The sequence below is a fragment of the Mycobacterium sp. NPDC048908 genome (assembly GCF_043197955.1).
Classification (GTDB): Bacteria; Actinomycetota; Actinomycetes; order Mycobacteriales; family Mycobacteriaceae; genus Mycobacterium.
On sequence record NZ_JBICUE010000007.1, the window covers coordinates 151059 to 165941 of the forward strand.

At 63.5% G+C, this 14883-nt stretch carries 14 protein-coding genes and 1 pseudogene; 9 read left to right on the forward strand and 6 right to left on the reverse strand.

Going from position 1 to position 14883, the window contains the following annotated elements; translation table 11 throughout:
• Positions 1–42 precede the first annotated feature (42 nt).
• A complete protein-coding gene (locus ACGFK1_RS19815) occupies positions 43–783 on the reverse strand; it encodes a DeoR/GlpR family DNA-binding transcription regulator (RefSeq protein WP_393432835.1) in 741 nt (246 codons plus the stop codon).
• Between the two features lie 206 nt (positions 784–989).
• Here ACGFK1_RS19815 and ACGFK1_RS19820 point away from each other — a divergent pair, with 206 nt between their 5' ends.
• The 9 genes and pseudogenes from ACGFK1_RS19820 to ACGFK1_RS19860 all read left to right on the forward strand — a co-directional run bounded on the left by ACGFK1_RS19820 (position 990) and on the right by ACGFK1_RS19860 (position 10432).
• Complete coding sequence (locus tag ACGFK1_RS19820; RefSeq protein WP_393432838.1) at positions 990–2039, forward strand: autoinducer 2 ABC transporter substrate-binding protein; 1050 nt, start codon at positions 990–992, stop codon at positions 2037–2039.
• 67 nt (positions 2040–2106) lie between these two features.
• Positions 2107–3621: a sugar ABC transporter ATP-binding protein gene (locus ACGFK1_RS19825; protein WP_393432841.1), complete on the forward strand. Its 1515-nt coding sequence runs from the start codon at positions 2107–2109 to the stop codon at positions 3619–3621.
• Entirely contained in the window at positions 3618–4676 is a 1059-nt protein-coding gene (locus ACGFK1_RS19830) for an ABC transporter permease (protein ID WP_393432844.1), read from the forward strand. The genes ACGFK1_RS19825 and ACGFK1_RS19830 overlap by 4 nt, the downstream gene beginning before the upstream one ends.
• Entirely contained in the window at positions 4673–5734 is a 1062-nt protein-coding gene (locus ACGFK1_RS19835) for an ABC transporter permease (RefSeq protein WP_393432847.1), read from the forward strand. The genes ACGFK1_RS19830 and ACGFK1_RS19835 overlap by 4 nt, the downstream gene beginning before the upstream one ends.
• Before the next feature lie 28 nt (positions 5735–5762).
• Positions 5763–6764 carry a dihydroxyacetone kinase subunit DhaK gene (locus ACGFK1_RS19840; RefSeq protein ID WP_393432850.1) on the forward strand — a complete coding sequence of 334 codons (1002 nt, stop codon included), beginning with the start codon at positions 5763–5765 and terminating at the stop codon, positions 6762–6764.
• A 3-nt stretch (positions 6765–6767) separates the two neighbouring features.
• The gene (locus tag ACGFK1_RS19845; protein WP_393432852.1) at positions 6768–7397 is read left to right on the forward strand and encodes a DAK2 domain-containing protein; all 630 of its coding nucleotides are present in this window, start codon (positions 6768–6770) and stop codon (positions 7395–7397) included.
• A 63-nt stretch (positions 7398–7460) separates the two neighbouring features.
• Positions 7461–8531 carry an L-glyceraldehyde 3-phosphate reductase gene (gene mgrA / locus ACGFK1_RS19850; RefSeq protein ID WP_393432855.1) on the forward strand — a complete coding sequence of 357 codons (1071 nt, stop codon included), beginning with the start codon at positions 7461–7463 and terminating at the stop codon, positions 8529–8531.
• A gap of 523 nt (positions 8532–9054) precedes the next feature.
• Positions 9055–9525, forward strand: a pseudogene (locus ACGFK1_RS19855) (VOC family protein).
• 271 nt (positions 9526–9796) lie between these two features.
• The gene (locus ACGFK1_RS19860; RefSeq protein ID WP_393432858.1) at positions 9797–10432 is read left to right on the forward strand and encodes a pyridoxamine 5'-phosphate oxidase family protein; all 636 of its coding nucleotides are present in this window, start codon (positions 9797–9799) and stop codon (positions 10430–10432) included.
• On the opposite strand, the gene ACGFK1_RS19865 is transcribed toward ACGFK1_RS19860, so the two are convergent.
• The 5 genes from ACGFK1_RS19865 to ACGFK1_RS19885 are packed head-to-tail and all read right to left on the reverse strand — an operon-like array spanning position 10429 to position 14849.
• Positions 10429–11250, reverse strand: coding sequence for a BtpA/SgcQ family protein (locus ACGFK1_RS19865; protein ID WP_393432861.1), 822 nt, complete (start codon positions 11248–11250; stop codon positions 10429–10431). The genes ACGFK1_RS19860 and ACGFK1_RS19865 overlap by 4 nt on opposite strands.
• A gap of 46 nt (positions 11251–11296) precedes the next feature.
• A complete protein-coding gene (locus ACGFK1_RS19870; RefSeq protein ID WP_393432864.1) occupies positions 11297–12070 on the reverse strand; it encodes an SDR family NAD(P)-dependent oxidoreductase in 774 nt (257 codons plus the stop codon).
• Positions 12067–13164, reverse strand: a complete 1098-nt coding sequence (locus tag ACGFK1_RS19875; RefSeq protein ID WP_393432873.1) for an ABC transporter ATP-binding protein — start codon at positions 13162–13164, stop codon at positions 12067–12069. Before ACGFK1_RS19875 ends, ACGFK1_RS19870 begins: the two co-directional genes overlap by 4 nt.
• 21 nt (positions 13165–13185) lie before the next feature.
• Positions 13186–14001 carry a carbohydrate ABC transporter permease gene (locus ACGFK1_RS19880; protein ID WP_393432875.1) on the reverse strand — a complete coding sequence of 272 codons (816 nt, stop codon included), beginning with the start codon at positions 13999–14001 and terminating at the stop codon, positions 13186–13188.
• Positions 13998–14849: a carbohydrate ABC transporter permease gene (locus tag ACGFK1_RS19885; protein ID WP_393432878.1), complete on the reverse strand. Its 852-nt coding sequence runs from the start codon at positions 14847–14849 to the stop codon at positions 13998–14000. Before ACGFK1_RS19885 ends, ACGFK1_RS19880 begins: the two co-directional genes overlap by 4 nt.
• Positions 14850–14883: the final 34 nt, after the last annotated feature.

The window sequence follows — 14883 nt, forward strand, 5'->3', positions numbered from 1 at the left end:
CATGTTTCGGCGACGTGTCAGGCCAGGGAGGTCGTCCCTGAGTCACCGGTCGACCGCTACTCTGATGACCGGCAGGGGGAGCGCAGCGGCCCTGATGGGGTCGAGCATGGAATCTGTTATGCCAGCGGTGAATTCCTCGAATCCGAAAACCTTGAATAGGGCCTCGCGGCCGAATTTGGAGCTGTCGGCCACAAAGAACGCTTCGCTGGCGATGGAACGCATCTTGCGCTTCAGTTCGATCTCATAGCTGGACGCGGAGTAGATGCCGTCGTCCATGATGGTGCCTGCACCGAAGATGGCCACGTTGACACGCAAGTTCTCGACCTGCTGCACGGACGTGGGACCCCACATGCCGAATCCCGAGGGCAGTAGCTCCCCGCCGACGAACACCAGGTTGATCGACGGCTTGGACGCGATCTCGAGGCCGACCCGAAGATCGTGGGTGACGACTGTCAGCCGCGAATGCCGCAGATGACGAGCGACCTCGAGCGTCGTTTCGCCGGTGTCGAGGAGGATCGTCTGGCCTTCGTGTACCCGTTCGGCCATCGCCGCACCGATGGCTGCCTTCTCCGCATGGTGCTGATCATCCCTGCGCGGCGGCGCGAGTGCGCGGTCAACGGGCACCGCACCGCCATGCGTGCGCTCGACGACGCCATCCGCGGCGAGCTTGTCGAGGTCGCGTCGGATCGTCGAGGCGTCGACGTCGAAGGCCTGAGCCAGTGCGTTGACGCTCTGGAACCCGTGCTCCCGCAGGCGGTTGACGATATCCGCGCGACGTGACATGAGGGACAGCCTTCTCTTCGAATGAGCGAACGCGGCAAGAGCCGAAACGCGTGTACGCGACATGATGCACGATTTCGTGCATTTGCCGTACCAAAATGCGTGTTTTCGTGCCAGCAGATGCTTGACTGTGCGCAAGGTCACGTCTACTGTCACGCAGGTCGGCCGTCGTCGGCCAGAAATTCCGCGAGTTCACAAGGGAGTGACGAATGCAGCAGAGGCGGGCAGCCCTTCTGGGCGCCGTGGGCTTGACCATGACGCTGATCGCCGGCTGCGGCTCAGTCGGCGGGGGAGCCGCAGGCAACAGCAGCGCCCCAGCGGGCGGCGCCACGCAGGACCCCAAGAACATGACCATGGTCAACGTCGTCAAGGTCAAGGGCATCGCCTGGTTCGACCGGATGGCCGTCGGCGATCAAAACTTCGCCAAACGCACCGGCGTCGACACCCGACAGGAAGGCGCGGACGACACCAGTCCGGAGAAGCAGATCCAAATCATCCAGGATCTGATCCCGCAGCACCCCACCGCCATCACCGTGGTCCCCAATTCGCCGGAGGCGTTGCAGAATGTCCTCGGCCAGGCCCGGGCGCAGGGCATCAAGGTCGTCACGCACGAGGCCACCGGAATCCAGAACGCCGACATCGACATCGAAGCTTTCGACAACGCCGCCTACGGCAAGCAGATCATGCAGAATCTCGCGCAATGCATGGGCCAGCAGGGCAAGTACGTCCAGTTCGTCGGTGGTCTGACCGCGAAGACGCACATGCAGTGGGTCGGCGCTGCCCATGATCTGCAGACCAGTCAATACCCCAACATGACGCGCGTCGAAGACCCGATCGAGAGCACCGACAACGAGCAGGCCGCCTATGAGAAGGCCAAGGAAGTTTTGGCGAAATACCCCGACATCAAGGGCTTCCAGGGGTCGGCGGGCAACGATGTGCCCGGAATCGCGCGTGCGGTTCAGGAAGCAGGCCTGCAGAACAAGATCTGCGTGATGGGCACCTCGATCCCGTCTGCGGCATCGAAATACCTGGCCGACGGATCGATCGACAAGATCTTCTTCTGGGACCCCGCACAGGCCGGTGAGGCACAGCTTCAGATCGCCATGATGCTCGCCCAGGGCAAGAAGATCGAGGCCGGCACCAACCTCAACATTCCCGGGTACGAGTCGCTGACCAAACTCGACGGCTACGACAACGTCTACGTCGGCAACGCCGCATTGGAGGCCGACGCGAAGACCATGTCCCAGTACAACTTCTGACGATCAGCACCGTAGCCGAAGGTGCGGCCGCGCCGATTCCGCGCGGCCGTGCCGGAAAGTTTCACCAATGACAGCACCAAGCGCCACCGACACGGCCAAGGCGGTGCTCCAGGTACGTGACATCGTCAAGACGTACGGCGGCGTCACCGCCCTTGACGGTGTCTCCTTCGACCTCTACGCCGGCGAAGTGCACTGCCTGGCAGGCGAAAACGGGTGCGGTAAGTCCACTCTGATCAAAGTCATCTCCGGCGCCGAACGGCCGGACGCCGGCCAGATCATCATCGACGACGTCGCACACCGCTTCATGAACGCGACCGCGGCGATCACCAGCGGTATCCAGGTGATCTACCAGGATTTCTCCCTGTTCGGCAATCTCACTGTCGCCGAGAACATCGCACTCACCAGCGCAGTGGCCGAGCGCCGTCGGCTCTACTCGCCGTCCGACGCGAAGAAGACGGCACGGCGCATCGTCGACGAACTGCGGTTGAACCTCGATCTCGATGCCGACGTGTCGGCGTTGACGGTCGCGGATCGCCAACTGACCGCGATCTGTCGCGCCGTCGTCCACGAGGCCCGCGTCATCATCATGGACGAGCCCACCACCGCACTCACGCACAGCGAAGTCGACCGTCTTTTCGTCCTCGTCGACACCTTGCGCTCGCGCGGGGTGGGCCTGGTCTTCGTATCCCACAAGCTCGATGAAGTTCTGCGTATTGCACAGCGCGTCACGATCCTGCGGTCCGGCAAGCAGGTGGTCACCGGGCCGACCAGTGAGTTCACCCGGCAGTCGATCGGCGAGTTGATGACCGGACGCGAAATCATCGAAGAACGCATCATCAGTCCGCTTCCCGCTACCGCCCCGGTGGTGCTCGACGTCGAGAGGCTGACCCGCCCCGGCGCCTTCACAGACGTCAACTTCACCGTCCGCGCAGGCGAAATTCTCGGTGTGACAGGGCTTCTCGGTTCGGGTCGCACCGAGATCGCCGAGGCACTGTTCGGTGTGCGTCCCGCGGCGAGCGGCACCGTCAAACTCGACGGAAAGCCGGTCACCCTGCGGTCCATCCAGGACGCCATTGCTGCGGGCATCGGCTACGTCCCGGAGGACCGCCTGACTCAGGGCCTGTTCATGGACCGCGCCATCGGCGACAACATCATCGCCGGATCGCTCGACCGGTACCGAACACGCTGGCGCACACTGGACAACGCGAAAACACGCACGACCATCCGCGAACTGTTCGATCGTCTGCGCATCAAGGCCCCGCGGATCGCGGCCCCGGTTCGTTCGCTGTCCGGCGGGAACGCCCAACGGGTGGTGTTGGCCAAATGGCTGGCCATCAAACCGCGTGTACTCATCCTCAACGGACCCACCGTCGGAGTCGACGTCGGCTCCAAGGCGGACATCCTCGACATCCTGCGCACCGAGGCGGCCGAGGGCCGTGCCATCATCGTCATCTCCGACGACGTCCCCGAACTCGTCGCCGCGTGCCATCGAGTTCTCGTGGTCCGGCAGGGTCGCATCACCCACACCCTGCAAGACGACGACGTCAACTCCGACATCATCCTGGAGAGGATTGCGGCGTGACCGAGACACGGCCGCAACGCTTCTCGATGCCGAACCTGCGCGGACGCAACAACGAAGGCATCCTTGCGTTGATCCTGCTGGGACTGATCATCGTGATGTCGATGCTCAACCCGGTGTTCTTCTCGGTGTCGACGTTGTTCGCGATCGTGCGTAGCTCGATCGTGCCGCTGATCTTCGCGCTCGGGGTGCTGCTCGTCATCGTCTCCGGCGGAATCGACGTCTCGTTCGCCGCGATAGCGATATTCGCCGCCTACACGACCGTGACAGCGTTCGGGTCCGGCGCCTTCGGCACCGGACTGGTCGGAGCCGTGCTGCTCGCCCTCGCGATCGGCGCTGCGCTCGGCCTGATCAACGGCGTGGTGATAGCCCGCTTCCGATTGCCGACGCTGATTGTCACGCTGGGGACGCAGGGCATCTTCAAGGGCGCGTTGCTGACCTTCGTCGGGTCGCGCTACATCGCCGACCTCCCGCCCGCCATCGCCAGCCTGTCGACCACCAACCTGCTGTCGATTGCGACGGAAAGCGGGCGCGCATACCTGCATGTGATGGTGGTCCCGGCGGTATTGCTGTGCTGTGTGGTCGCGCTCATGTTGCGCCGCACGATGTTCGGGCGCTCGATCTACGCGATCGGCGGCGACGTCGAGGCGGCGCGGCGCGCCGGCTTCCGGGTGGTCAGGACGCAGATCATGCTCTACGTGCTGGTCGGGATGACGGCGGCGCTCGGCGGGCTGATCTACATCATCATGGGCCGCAGCGCCAGTCCACAGGATCTGGTCGGCACCGAACTGGACATCATCGCCGCCGTCGTGCTGGGCGGCGCATCGATCTTCGGCGGCCGCGGATCGGTTGTCGGCACCATCCTGGGTGTGCTGCTCGTGCAGGTGATCGGCAACAGTTTGATCTTGGCCGGAGTTCCGAGCGCATGGCAGCGGGCCGCCGTCGGCACGCTGCTCATCATCGGCGTCGGAGTGCAGGCGGTTTCGGCCAAGCGCCGTCGTAAACGCCAGCCGAGCGCGGAGGGGCCCGACCTGACGCAGGAGGCGATGACCGTATGACCGGCCTGCGCCAACTCAACGACGATCTGGGCACGCGCACAACAGAACTCATCGACCGGCTGCACGTCAGTCGGGGGACCGGGCGAATGCTGCTGCTGCTGGTGGTGGCGTTCGCATTCTTCGCCGCGCTTCGCCCCAACGTCTTCCTCAGCACACTGAACCTGCAGAACCTGGCGTTGGCAGCGCCGGAGGTCGGTGTGCTCGCGATCGCCATGATGCTGGCGATGCTGACGGGCGGTATCGACCTGTCGCTGGTGAACATCGCCAACCTCTCGGCCATCACCATGTCGACGCTTTACACAACCATCCACGCCGGCAACCCGGCGCTGGCCGAGCAACTGGTGCCGGTTCTCGTATTGGCCGGGCTGGCAATGGGTTTGGTCGGCGGCGCGATCAACGCTGTGCTGGTCGCCTACGTCGGCATCACGCCGATTCTGGCGACGCTGGGCACCATGCAGGTCTACAACGGGATCGCGGTGGTGTGGACCGGAGGCCGCACCCTCTACGGTTCTCCTGCCGGGCTGACCAACCTCGGCCAGGCGACGATTGCCGGTATACCCATCCTGTTCCTGATTTTCGTATTAGCGGCGGTGCTCGTTGCACTGCTGATCAACCGCACACCGATGGGCCTGAAGATCCAGCTCGAGGGCTCCAATCCGATGGCGGCGGGTTACTCGGGCATCCGCAGCCGCTCAGTGCTGACCAGCACCTACCTCGTCACCGGACTGCTGGGCGGGCTGGCGGGCGTGCTGTTCATCGCCCGCAATCCTTCGGCGTCGGCCGACTACGGGGCGTCCTACGTCCTGCTCGTCATCGTCATCGCGGTGCTCGGCGGCACCAACCCGACTGGAGGATTCGCCACCGTATTGGGTGTCGTATTGGCCACCCTCACATTGCAAATCGTCGCCAGTGGTTTCACCGCACTGCGGCTGTCGGCATACCAGTACGCGATCGCCCAGGGAGTGATCCTGATCCTGGTGATGATCGCCGATCAAGTCACCGTGCGCCGCCGCCGGCGAAAACCGGCGCAGCCATCCGCGATCGGCGCCGACCGCTGAACGCACCACTAATCGGACAGAGGAACAGATGAAGAAGATCCTGAACCAGCCCGAGCATTTCGTCGACGAGATGGTCGAAGGCATCCTGCTCGCACACCCCGACAAGGTCAAGACGCCCGGCGACGACCGGCGCATCATGGTACGCGCCGACGCTCCTGTCGCCGGCAAGGTCGGAATCATCACCGGTGGCGGTTCCGGACATCTGCCGCTCTTCAAAGGCTATGTGGGCAAAGGCTTGTGCGACGGTGTCGCAATCGGCAACGTGTTCAGCTCGCCGAGCTCGCAGCAGTGCTTCGAGGCGACCGCCGCGGTGAACGGCGGCGCCGGCGTGCTGTATCTGTACGGCAACTACGGCGGTGACGTCTTCAACTTCGACCTGGCCGCCGACCTTGCCGAGCTCGAGGACATCCCGACGCGCACCGTGCTGGGTCGCGATGATGTCGCCAGCCAACCCAAGGAGCGCAAGGCCGACCGCCGCGGCGTAGCCGGGATCTTCTTCGCATACAAGGCCGCCGGAGCCGCGGCCGAGCGAGGCGACGATCTGGAGCGTGTCGCCGCCATCGCCGAGGACGTGGTGGAGCACACGGCCACGATGGGCATCGGCCTTTCTCCGACGATCCTGCCGACCACCGGTTCCCCGAGCTTCGAGTTGCCGGATGGGGAAATGGAGATCGGGATCGGCATCCACGGGGAGCCGGGGATTCACCGCGGCAAGCTCGACAGCGCCGACGCGATCGCAGATCGCATCGTCACTGCTCTGGTCGAGGATTTGGGATTGACGTCCGGCGACCCGGTGGCCGTGCTCGTCAACGGTCTCGGGGCGACACCCCTGGAGGAGCTCTACATCCTGTACCGCCGCACACACCAGGTGCTCAGTGGGCTGGGAATCGAGATCACCAAGAATTTCGTCGGTGAGTTCGCCACCAGCCTGGAGATGGCCGGAGCCTCGATCTCGCTGCTGGCGCTCAACGACGAGAGGCTGGCCCTTTTGAATGCACCGGCGTCGTCCCCGTTCTTCGAGCAGGCCTGAGCCGTGAACGCCGACGAATTGAAAACGCACATCCGCAGCAGTCTGACCGAACTGGTCAAGAGCGCAGACGAATTGCGGGATCTCGATCAGGCCCTTGGCGACGGCGATCTGGGCATCACGGTGACACTCGGAGCGGAGGCGGTGATCGAGGCGGTGACGACGCTGCCCGACTCCGCCGCGCCTGCTCAGATTGCCCGCGAATGCGCCAAGGCGTTCGCGAACGCCAATCCGTCGACGATGGCCGCGCTGGTCGCAGGCGGGTTGCTCGCCGGCTCGAAGATCTGGACCGATGTCACCGAAATCTCGGTCAGCGACGCGGCGAGCTTCATCCGCGCCGCCGGAGACAATATCGCGCTGCGCGGCAAGACCCAACTCGGGGACAAAACCATCCTCGACGCGATCATGCCCGCCGCGGACGCCCTGGATAACGCAACCGACGCCGCCTCGGGCTTGGAGCACGCCATCGCCGGCGCCGAACGCGCCGTCGTCGATACCACCGCGCTGCAGTCCCGCCGCGGGCGCGCATCCTGGTTGCAGGAGCGCAGCATCGGGCTGCAAGACCCAGGTGCGACTGCCTTCCTTCGCTTCCTCGAAGCGTGGCGAGATGCCGCCAAGGCGGCAGACGCATCCTGAAAGCCAGCGAAAGCCCGTGAAAGCCGTTGTCAACTGTGCTATTTCACCCCGTAGGATCATCTCATGACCAGTGACCTCCCGATCTCCGACGTCCCATTCACGAACGATCCGTGGGTGGCTTCGCAGCAGCGCTATGACACGATGCCCTACCGGCGAGTGGGTACCTCGGGGCTGCTGCTGCCTGCGATCTCGCTGGGCCTCTGGTACAACTTCGGCGACAACCGGGCGTTCGACGATCAGCGTCGAGTTCTGCGGTACGCGTTCGATCGCGGCATCACGCATTTCGATCTCGCCAACAACTATGGTCCGCCCTACGGATCGGCCGAAGAGAACTTCGGTCGCATGTTGCGTCGCGACTTCAAGCCCTACCGCAACGAACTGATCGTCTCTACCAAAGCCGGCTGGGATATGTGGCCGGGTCCGTACGGCCAGCTTGGTAGCCGGGCCTATCTGCTCGCCAGTCTCGACTCGTCGCTCGACCGCCTCGGACTCGACTACGTCGACATCTTCTACTCACACCGCATCGATCCGGTCACCCCGCTCGAGGAGACGATCGGCGCGCTGGACACCGCGGTGCGTGCAGGCAAGGCCCGGTACGTCGGCATCTCGTCGTATTCGGCCGCCAAGACGTCCGAAGCGGCGGCCATCGCGCAGCGACTGGGTACACCACTGGTCATTCACCAGCCGTCGTACTCGCTGCTGAATCGTTGGGTCGAAACGGATCTGCTTTCCACACTCGCCGGTGCGGGGATGGGCGCCATCGCGTTCACCGCGTTGGCGCAAGGGCTGTTGACCGACCGCTACCTGAAGCAGTCGCCCACCGAGATTTCCAGGGCGACGGAGCGTCCGACTTTCGACGATGAGCTGGTCACCGACAACGTCCGCGAACGTCTGCGGGGCCTGGCCGCGATCGCCCAGCGACGTGGTCAGAGCCTGGCCCAGATGGCCCTTGCTTGGGTGTTGCGCGACCCCTCCGTGGCCTCGACACTGGTCGGCGCATCCAGCGTCGAACAGCTGGAGGAAAACCTCGGAGCACTCGACAATCTCGACTTCAGCCCCGACGAGCTGAGCGAAATCGACGAGCATGCGAGGGAATCCGGTATCGACCTGTGGCGCGAAAGCTCCGATATCTGAGAGCTGTGCGGCGACGGCGGCCGCTGAGACGGTGACCGGCGGTCGAGCCATCCGATCACCTTCGGGATGAGCACGGTGGCCAACACCATCGTGATCACCCTGAGCACCTGCAGCGTCACCACGATCGGTCCGGAATGGACCTCGTTGGCGAGTTAACACACCGTCCAGACCCCGCTCGATCACGGACGACCCCACACCGGCAAGGATGTTGCCGTTGCGTCGCCACCGAGGCCGTCGCTCTGACGGGCACCGCCCACCAGAGCGGACAACAACACGTCGAGCGAACCCTCATAGGGGATGGAATCGCTGCGCTGGAGATAGACGCCTTTGGACGTGCCTCCGCGAAACTGCGTGGCAGGCAATGAAAGAAGCGATTCGGTTCTCGTAACAAGCCCTGCTGGGTACGTCAGTGAAGCTACGAAGCAGCGGCGATGAACTCGGCCCTGTGCGCCATGACGCTTGCTAACGGTCGTTCTAACCGCATACACTGATTTATATAGTTAGAACAATCCAGGAGGATGCAATGGATGCGCATGTGGATTCGAAGCCGGCGACATCCGTCATTGGGCATGTCGGTCTCAATGTCACGGGCCTCGCCAGGTCGCTTGCCTTCTATCGGGCGGTGTTCGGCTTCGATCTGCTCGCGGAAGGCACTGACAGCGGCCGCCGGTACGCCTTTCTAGGCCACGACGACACGATCGCTTTGACGCTATGGGAGCAGAGCGACGGCGTTTTTCAGACTTCTCAGCCATAACTGCATCATCTGGCGTTCGCGGTGCCCTCCGTTCAGGACCTGCGGGATGCGTTGGCTCGACTGCGGCAACTCGATGTTCCCCTGACCTATGACGACATCGTGGCCCATCAGCCAGGTTCGGCATCAGGCGGCATTTTCTTCACTGATCCCGACGGAATCCGTATCGAAATCTGCACCCGCGAGGGCCTGGGGACTCACCCGGCACGCGACGACGGCGCGCCCACTTGCGGATTCTTCTGATGTCGCGCAGCTATCACGCTGGCGAGCTGGCAGTACAGACCCAGGCGGATACCGTCGATCAGGCCGCGAAGATGGCGCGCACGGTCCGGAGGAGTGTACCCAACGCCCTGTCGAGATTCTTGACCACGCTACCGTGGGCGCTCATCGGCAGCGCCGACGAGGTTGGAAGAGTCTGGGCGTCACCAATTTTCGGCGAAGTTGAATCATCCGCACCCCTACCGACACAAACGTCCGGATCGCCGCGCACTTGCCACAAGGGGACCCACTCCAGGTGGCAGGGCGAGGAAGCGACTGGGGTGCAGGCATGCTCGCGATCGATCTACAGGGACGGATGCGCGCGCGGATCAACGGGGCGCTACGCGCCGATGAGGATGGAATGACACTCGCAGTCGAGGAGTGCTATGCCAACTGCCCGAAATTCATTCACAGCCGGGATTTCACCGTCGACAACGCTTCATCGCGCGTGATCGTCACACAATCTGACCGACTCTCCGCTGAGGGCCGTGCGCTCGTGCGAAATACCGACACCATGTTCATCGCGAGCATCGGACCAGACGGCAGCGCTGACGTCTCACACCGGGGCGGGCCGCCCGGGTTCGTCGAGTCGTCCGCTGACGGGACCACGCTGCGGTTCCCCGATTATCCCGGCAACGGCGTCTTCAACACGCTGGGAAACCTGCATTCCGATGGCCGGGCGGGCCTGACCGTCTTGGGTTTCGAGTCAGGCGTGCTGCTCCAGCTCACCGGACAAGCCAGCCCCAGGCAGACGACGGCGCCGGCCTCAACGCCGGTACGGATCGTTGAATTCGCCGTTACGCATGCCGTGTCGACGGAGAACGCCGGGTTCGTATCGAAGACAACCGCGGTGCATGCGTACGGCGATCCGGCGCCAGCGGGGGCTGGTTAGGCCAGTTGCTCGCGGAACTTTCGTGCCGCGGCCATCAACTCGTCGACGCGCGCGCGGTCCGCACGATTCTCGAAGACACCGTCGTGCTTGAAATAAGTTCCGACAATCGCTCCGTCTGCGACCTCGAGCTGATCGGCGACGTTCTCTGCGCGCACCCCAGTGTTGACGAATACTGGCGTAGCACCTGCAGCCGACTTCACCAGCCGCAGCGCATCCGCGTCGGTTGGTGAACCAGCGGTTGCTCCGGACACGCAAATTGCGTCTGGTGCGGTCGCGAACACCGTTGTGCGAGTGATTGATTCGAGGTCGCGGCTGGCGAGGTAGGTAGCCGACTCCGGCACGATGTTGAAGAACAACTTGACGTTGGCGCCTCCGACCCGAGAGCGATGGCGAGCGACCGCACCCACGTTGGTGTCCCACAACCCGAAGTCACTGGCGTACACCCCGGTGAAGATCTCGCGGACGAACTGAGCGCCGGTGGCGACCGCCAGATCGATCGACGCTTGGCCGTCCCACAGAACGTTGACGCCGTAGGGGATGACAATCTGCGGCAGCAGCTCGCCGATGACCCTGGCCATGGTGATGGCTGTGATCGGTTCGGTCTTGGTCAGATACGGCAGGCTGAACTCGTTGGAGAACATCACGCCGTCCACGCCGCCGGCCTGCAGGGCGTCCAGTTCGGTGCGGGCTCGCGCGACGACGGCCGCTACGCCGCCCGCGGCGTCGAAGCTGGGATCGCCGGGAAGTGCGGCTAGGTGGAGCATGCCGATGACGGGCTTTCTGACCTTGAAGACCTCGTCCAGCCAGGTGGTGGTCACGTTATACCTCTCTCAATTGTGGTGTATCGCAAGTTGACGGGGTGGCCTAGTCCATGTATGCGCCGCCATTAACGGCCAGGGCTTCGCCGGTGATGAACTGAGCGTCGGGGGAGAGCAGGAAGGCAACCGAGCGGGCGACGTCCTCGGGTTGCTCGAGGCGTCGCAGCGGGGTGTCGTTGATCATCATGTCGCGTACCTCGTCGGGTGTGGCGCCGCGTAAATCCGCCTCCCACAGGAGTTCTCGTGATTGCATCGGCGTCTCGACATAGCCGGGACAGACGCAGTTGACGGTGATGCCGTATTGCCCGAGTTCATAGGCCATTGCCTGGGTCAACCCGACCACGCCGAACTTAGACGCCACATAGTCGGACAGGAAGGGCACTCGGCCCTGCTTGCCGGCCATCGACGCGGTGTTGACGATGGCACCGGTTGTTCCGTTACGCACCATGGCTCGGGCGGCGGCCTGGCCGCACACGAACACACCTTTGAGATTGACCTCCATAGTCTTGTCGTAGCGCTCGACCGGTGCGTCCAGAAAGGAATGCATGAAGGAGATGCCCGCGTTGCTGACCCACGCGTTCAACCCAAGGCGACCGGCGACGTCATCGGCGACGGCGGCCGCGCCCGTCGGTGAACTGACGTCCAGCACTGCGGCTTCGTGCTCAACGCCGTCAATGGGTGGCAGTGATGAGGCGACTTGTTGCGCTGCGCCGCCGTCGATGTCGGTGACGATCACCTGCCAGTCCCGTTGCGCCAGCGTCATCGCTATGGCTGCGCCGATGCCGGAGCCGGCCCCGGTGACCACGACTGTCTTGGTCATGAGATGTTCGTTCCCATCTGCCCTTGTTGTGAGTCGAAGCCAACGACGCGTTGGCCGCTTTGTGCGTCAAACGCATGCACCCCGCCCGGTCGAGCGGACAGCGCGACATGCGCGCCTTCGGCGATGCCCGTCAATCGCGACACATCGACGACGCTGGTGAGTTCGGTACCACGTGCATCCACAGTGACGATCGCTCGCGGTCCCAGGAGTTCGATGAACCGAACCCGGGCTTCGGCGGTGTCATCCGCCGTCAGTACAAGGTCGTCGGGACGGATACCCAGTGTCAGACGCCCGCTCGCGCCGCCCCCCGCGACGGTAAGGGTGAAACCATTGGTGAGAGTGAAGGTTTCACCGCGGAAGTCGCCGTCGATGAGGTTCATCTTGGGGCTGCCGACGAACGCTGCGACGAATGTGTCGACCGGACTGTTGTACACGTCGAGCGGCGTGCCGACCTGCGCTGTTCGCCCGTCACGCATCACCACCATCCGATCCGACAGCGTCATCGCCTCTTCCTGATCGTGGGTGACGTAGAGGCTGGTGATCCCTAGTCGGCGCTGGATCTGCAGCAACTCGGTGCGCGTCTCGACGCGTAGTTTGGCGTCGAGATTGCTCAGTGGTTCGTCGAACAGGAACACCGACGGTTCCCGGATGATCGCTCTGCCGATGGCGACTCGCTGCTGCTGGCCCCCGCTGAGATCCTTCGGTTTACGGCCCACCATGGCGCTCAGCCCGAGGGACTCGGCCACCTTGTCGGCGCGTTCCAGGGCCTCCGAGCGCGGCGTCTTGGTGGCACGCAGCGGGAACGCGATGTTCTCTCTGACGCTGAGATGCGGGTAGAGCGCATAGTTCTGGAACACCATCGCGACGTCGCGATCGCGCGGCTGCAGATTGGTGACGTCACGGTCACCGATCATGATGGTGCCGGAGGTGACCGATTCCAGTCCGGCCAGCATCCGCAACGATGTCGACTTGCCGCAACCGGACGGGCCGACAAGAACGGTGAACGAGCCGTCGGGCAACTCCAGGTTCAGATCGCTGACCACAGAACTCGACCCGTAAGACTTATTGACACCGGAGAATCGGATAGTTGCCATGTGCGGACAGTCACCAACCTTCTAGAACTTCACCGCGCCACCGCTGATGCCTTGCACCAGCTGACGCTGAATGAAAAAGCTCGCGATGACGACGGGGACGACGGCGATCAGGATCGCGGCGCTCATCGACCCGATCTGCACACCGCGGAACGTGTTGAACCCGGCGATCGCGACCGGCAGGATCGCCGCTTTGCCTGGGGCGAGAATCAAGCCGTAGAACAAGTCGTTCCACGACAGGGTGAAGCCGAAAATCGCTGCAGCTCCGATCCCGGGATACACCTGGGGGAGCACGACCAGCCGGAAAGCCTGGAATCGAGTGAACCCGTCGACCTGGGCCTGTTCCTCCAAAGAGCGGGGGACCGCTTCGAAGAAACCGATCAGGAACCAGGTCACCACCGGAAGCACGAAACTCAGGTGTGCGAATATCACGGGCACCAGGGTGTCGGTGAGCCGTAAGGCGTAGGCCATCGTGAGGAATGGGAAGACCAGCACTGCGGGCGGGAGTACCTGCGCGGCAAGCATTCCGAACCGCGTGGCGGTGCCACCGGCCCGGAAACGGGCGATGGCATAAGCGCCCATGCTGCCCACGACAAGGCTGATACCGACGGTGCTCAGCGCGACGATCGCACTTCGGCCGGCCGCGGCCAGGATCTCGGAAGACAGCACGTTGCGCCAGCTGGCGAAGTCAGGTGTGAACGCCACGAGGAACGGATTGTTAAGCTGCTCAGGTGTTTTCAGGCTTGCCAAGGCAATCCATACCATCGGGAAGAGCACCGTGATGGCCGCGGCCCACAACAGTGCGATGCGGCAGACGGCGAGGGTGCGCGATGACCTCATGGCTGCTTGGCCTTCTCCATGCGGCGGAAGGCAACGATGATGATCGTCAGCACAAGCAGCAGCACCACAAACGCCATCGAAGACGCCGATCCGATGCGGAAGAACTGTATTCCCGTCTGATAGACGAAATACTGCAACGTCTGCGTTTCGGTGCCCGGGCCGCCGCGGGTGGTGGCGAACACATACTCGAACACCTTCAGGGCGTCGAGCGAGCGCAGCAACACCGCGACCACCAGAACCGGCGCGAGTAGCGGCAGCGTGACGCGACGCAACACGTACCACCCACCGGCACCGTCGACCTTGGCGGCTTCAATCGGTTCTTGCGGAATCGACTGCAGCCCGGCTAGCAGGAGCAGCACCATGAACGGCGTCCACTGCCAGACGTCGATGAAGGCGAGCGTGTAAAGGGCGCGGCCGGGTCCGAAGAAGTCGTAGTCGATGCCGATCGCCTGCAACATGCGCGGGATCGCGCCGATCTGGTCGTTGAGCAGGAATCGGAAGGTGAGACCGACAGCGATGGGGGTGATGAACATCGGAGCAAGCAGCATCGATCTGGTGAGATCGCGTGCCCAGCGCTGCTTTTGCAGGGCCAGAGCAATCGCGAGGCCGATGGTCAGTTCAAGCGCGACCGCCACGCACACAAACGTCGCGGTGGTGCCGAACGCCTGCCAGAACGCCGGGTCCTTAAGGGTTGCAGCATAATTGCCGATACCGATCAGGTCCGGCGTGCGGTGGCTGGTGAGTTTGTAATCAGTGATGCTCAAATAGAACGCATACACGAGGGGGAAACCGACCACGCCCACGAAAAGGGCGATCAGCGGTGCGATCATTCGATATTTGAATGCCACAGCGGCCGTGTCCTTTCCATCGACGTGGTCGGTT

Excerpts from the sequence above, each read along its gene's own strand:
- ACGFK1_RS19825 (WP_393432841.1), top strand. The coding sequence starts at position 2,107 with ATGACAGCACCAAGCGCCACCGACACGGCCAAGGCGGTGCTCCAGGTA.
- mgrA (WP_393432855.1), top strand. The coding sequence starts at position 7,461 with ATGACCAGTGACCTCCCGATCTCCGACGTCCCATTCACGAACGATCCG.
- ACGFK1_RS19875 (WP_393432873.1), bottom strand. The coding sequence starts at position 13,164 with ATGGCAACTATCCGATTCTCCGGTGTCAATAAGTCTTACGGGTCGAGT.
- ACGFK1_RS19835 (WP_393432847.1), top strand. The coding sequence starts at position 4,673 with ATGACCGGCCTGCGCCAACTCAACGACGATCTGGGCACGCGCACAACA.
- ACGFK1_RS19815 (WP_393432835.1), bottom strand. The coding sequence starts at position 783 with ATGTCACGTCGCGCGGATATCGTCAACCGCCTGCGGGAGCACGGGTTC.
- ACGFK1_RS19840 (WP_393432850.1), top strand. The coding sequence starts at position 5,763 with ATGAAGAAGATCCTGAACCAGCCCGAGCATTTCGTCGACGAGATGGTC.
- ACGFK1_RS19870 (WP_393432864.1), bottom strand. The coding sequence starts at position 12,070 with ATGACCAAGACAGTCGTGGTCACCGGGGCCGGCTCCGGCATCGGCGCA.
- ACGFK1_RS19880 (WP_393432875.1), bottom strand. The coding sequence starts at position 14,001 with ATGAGGTCATCGCGCACCCTCGCCGTCTGCCGCATCGCACTGTTGTGG.
- ACGFK1_RS19820 (WP_393432838.1), top strand. The coding sequence starts at position 990 with ATGCAGCAGAGGCGGGCAGCCCTTCTGGGCGCCGTGGGCTTGACCATG.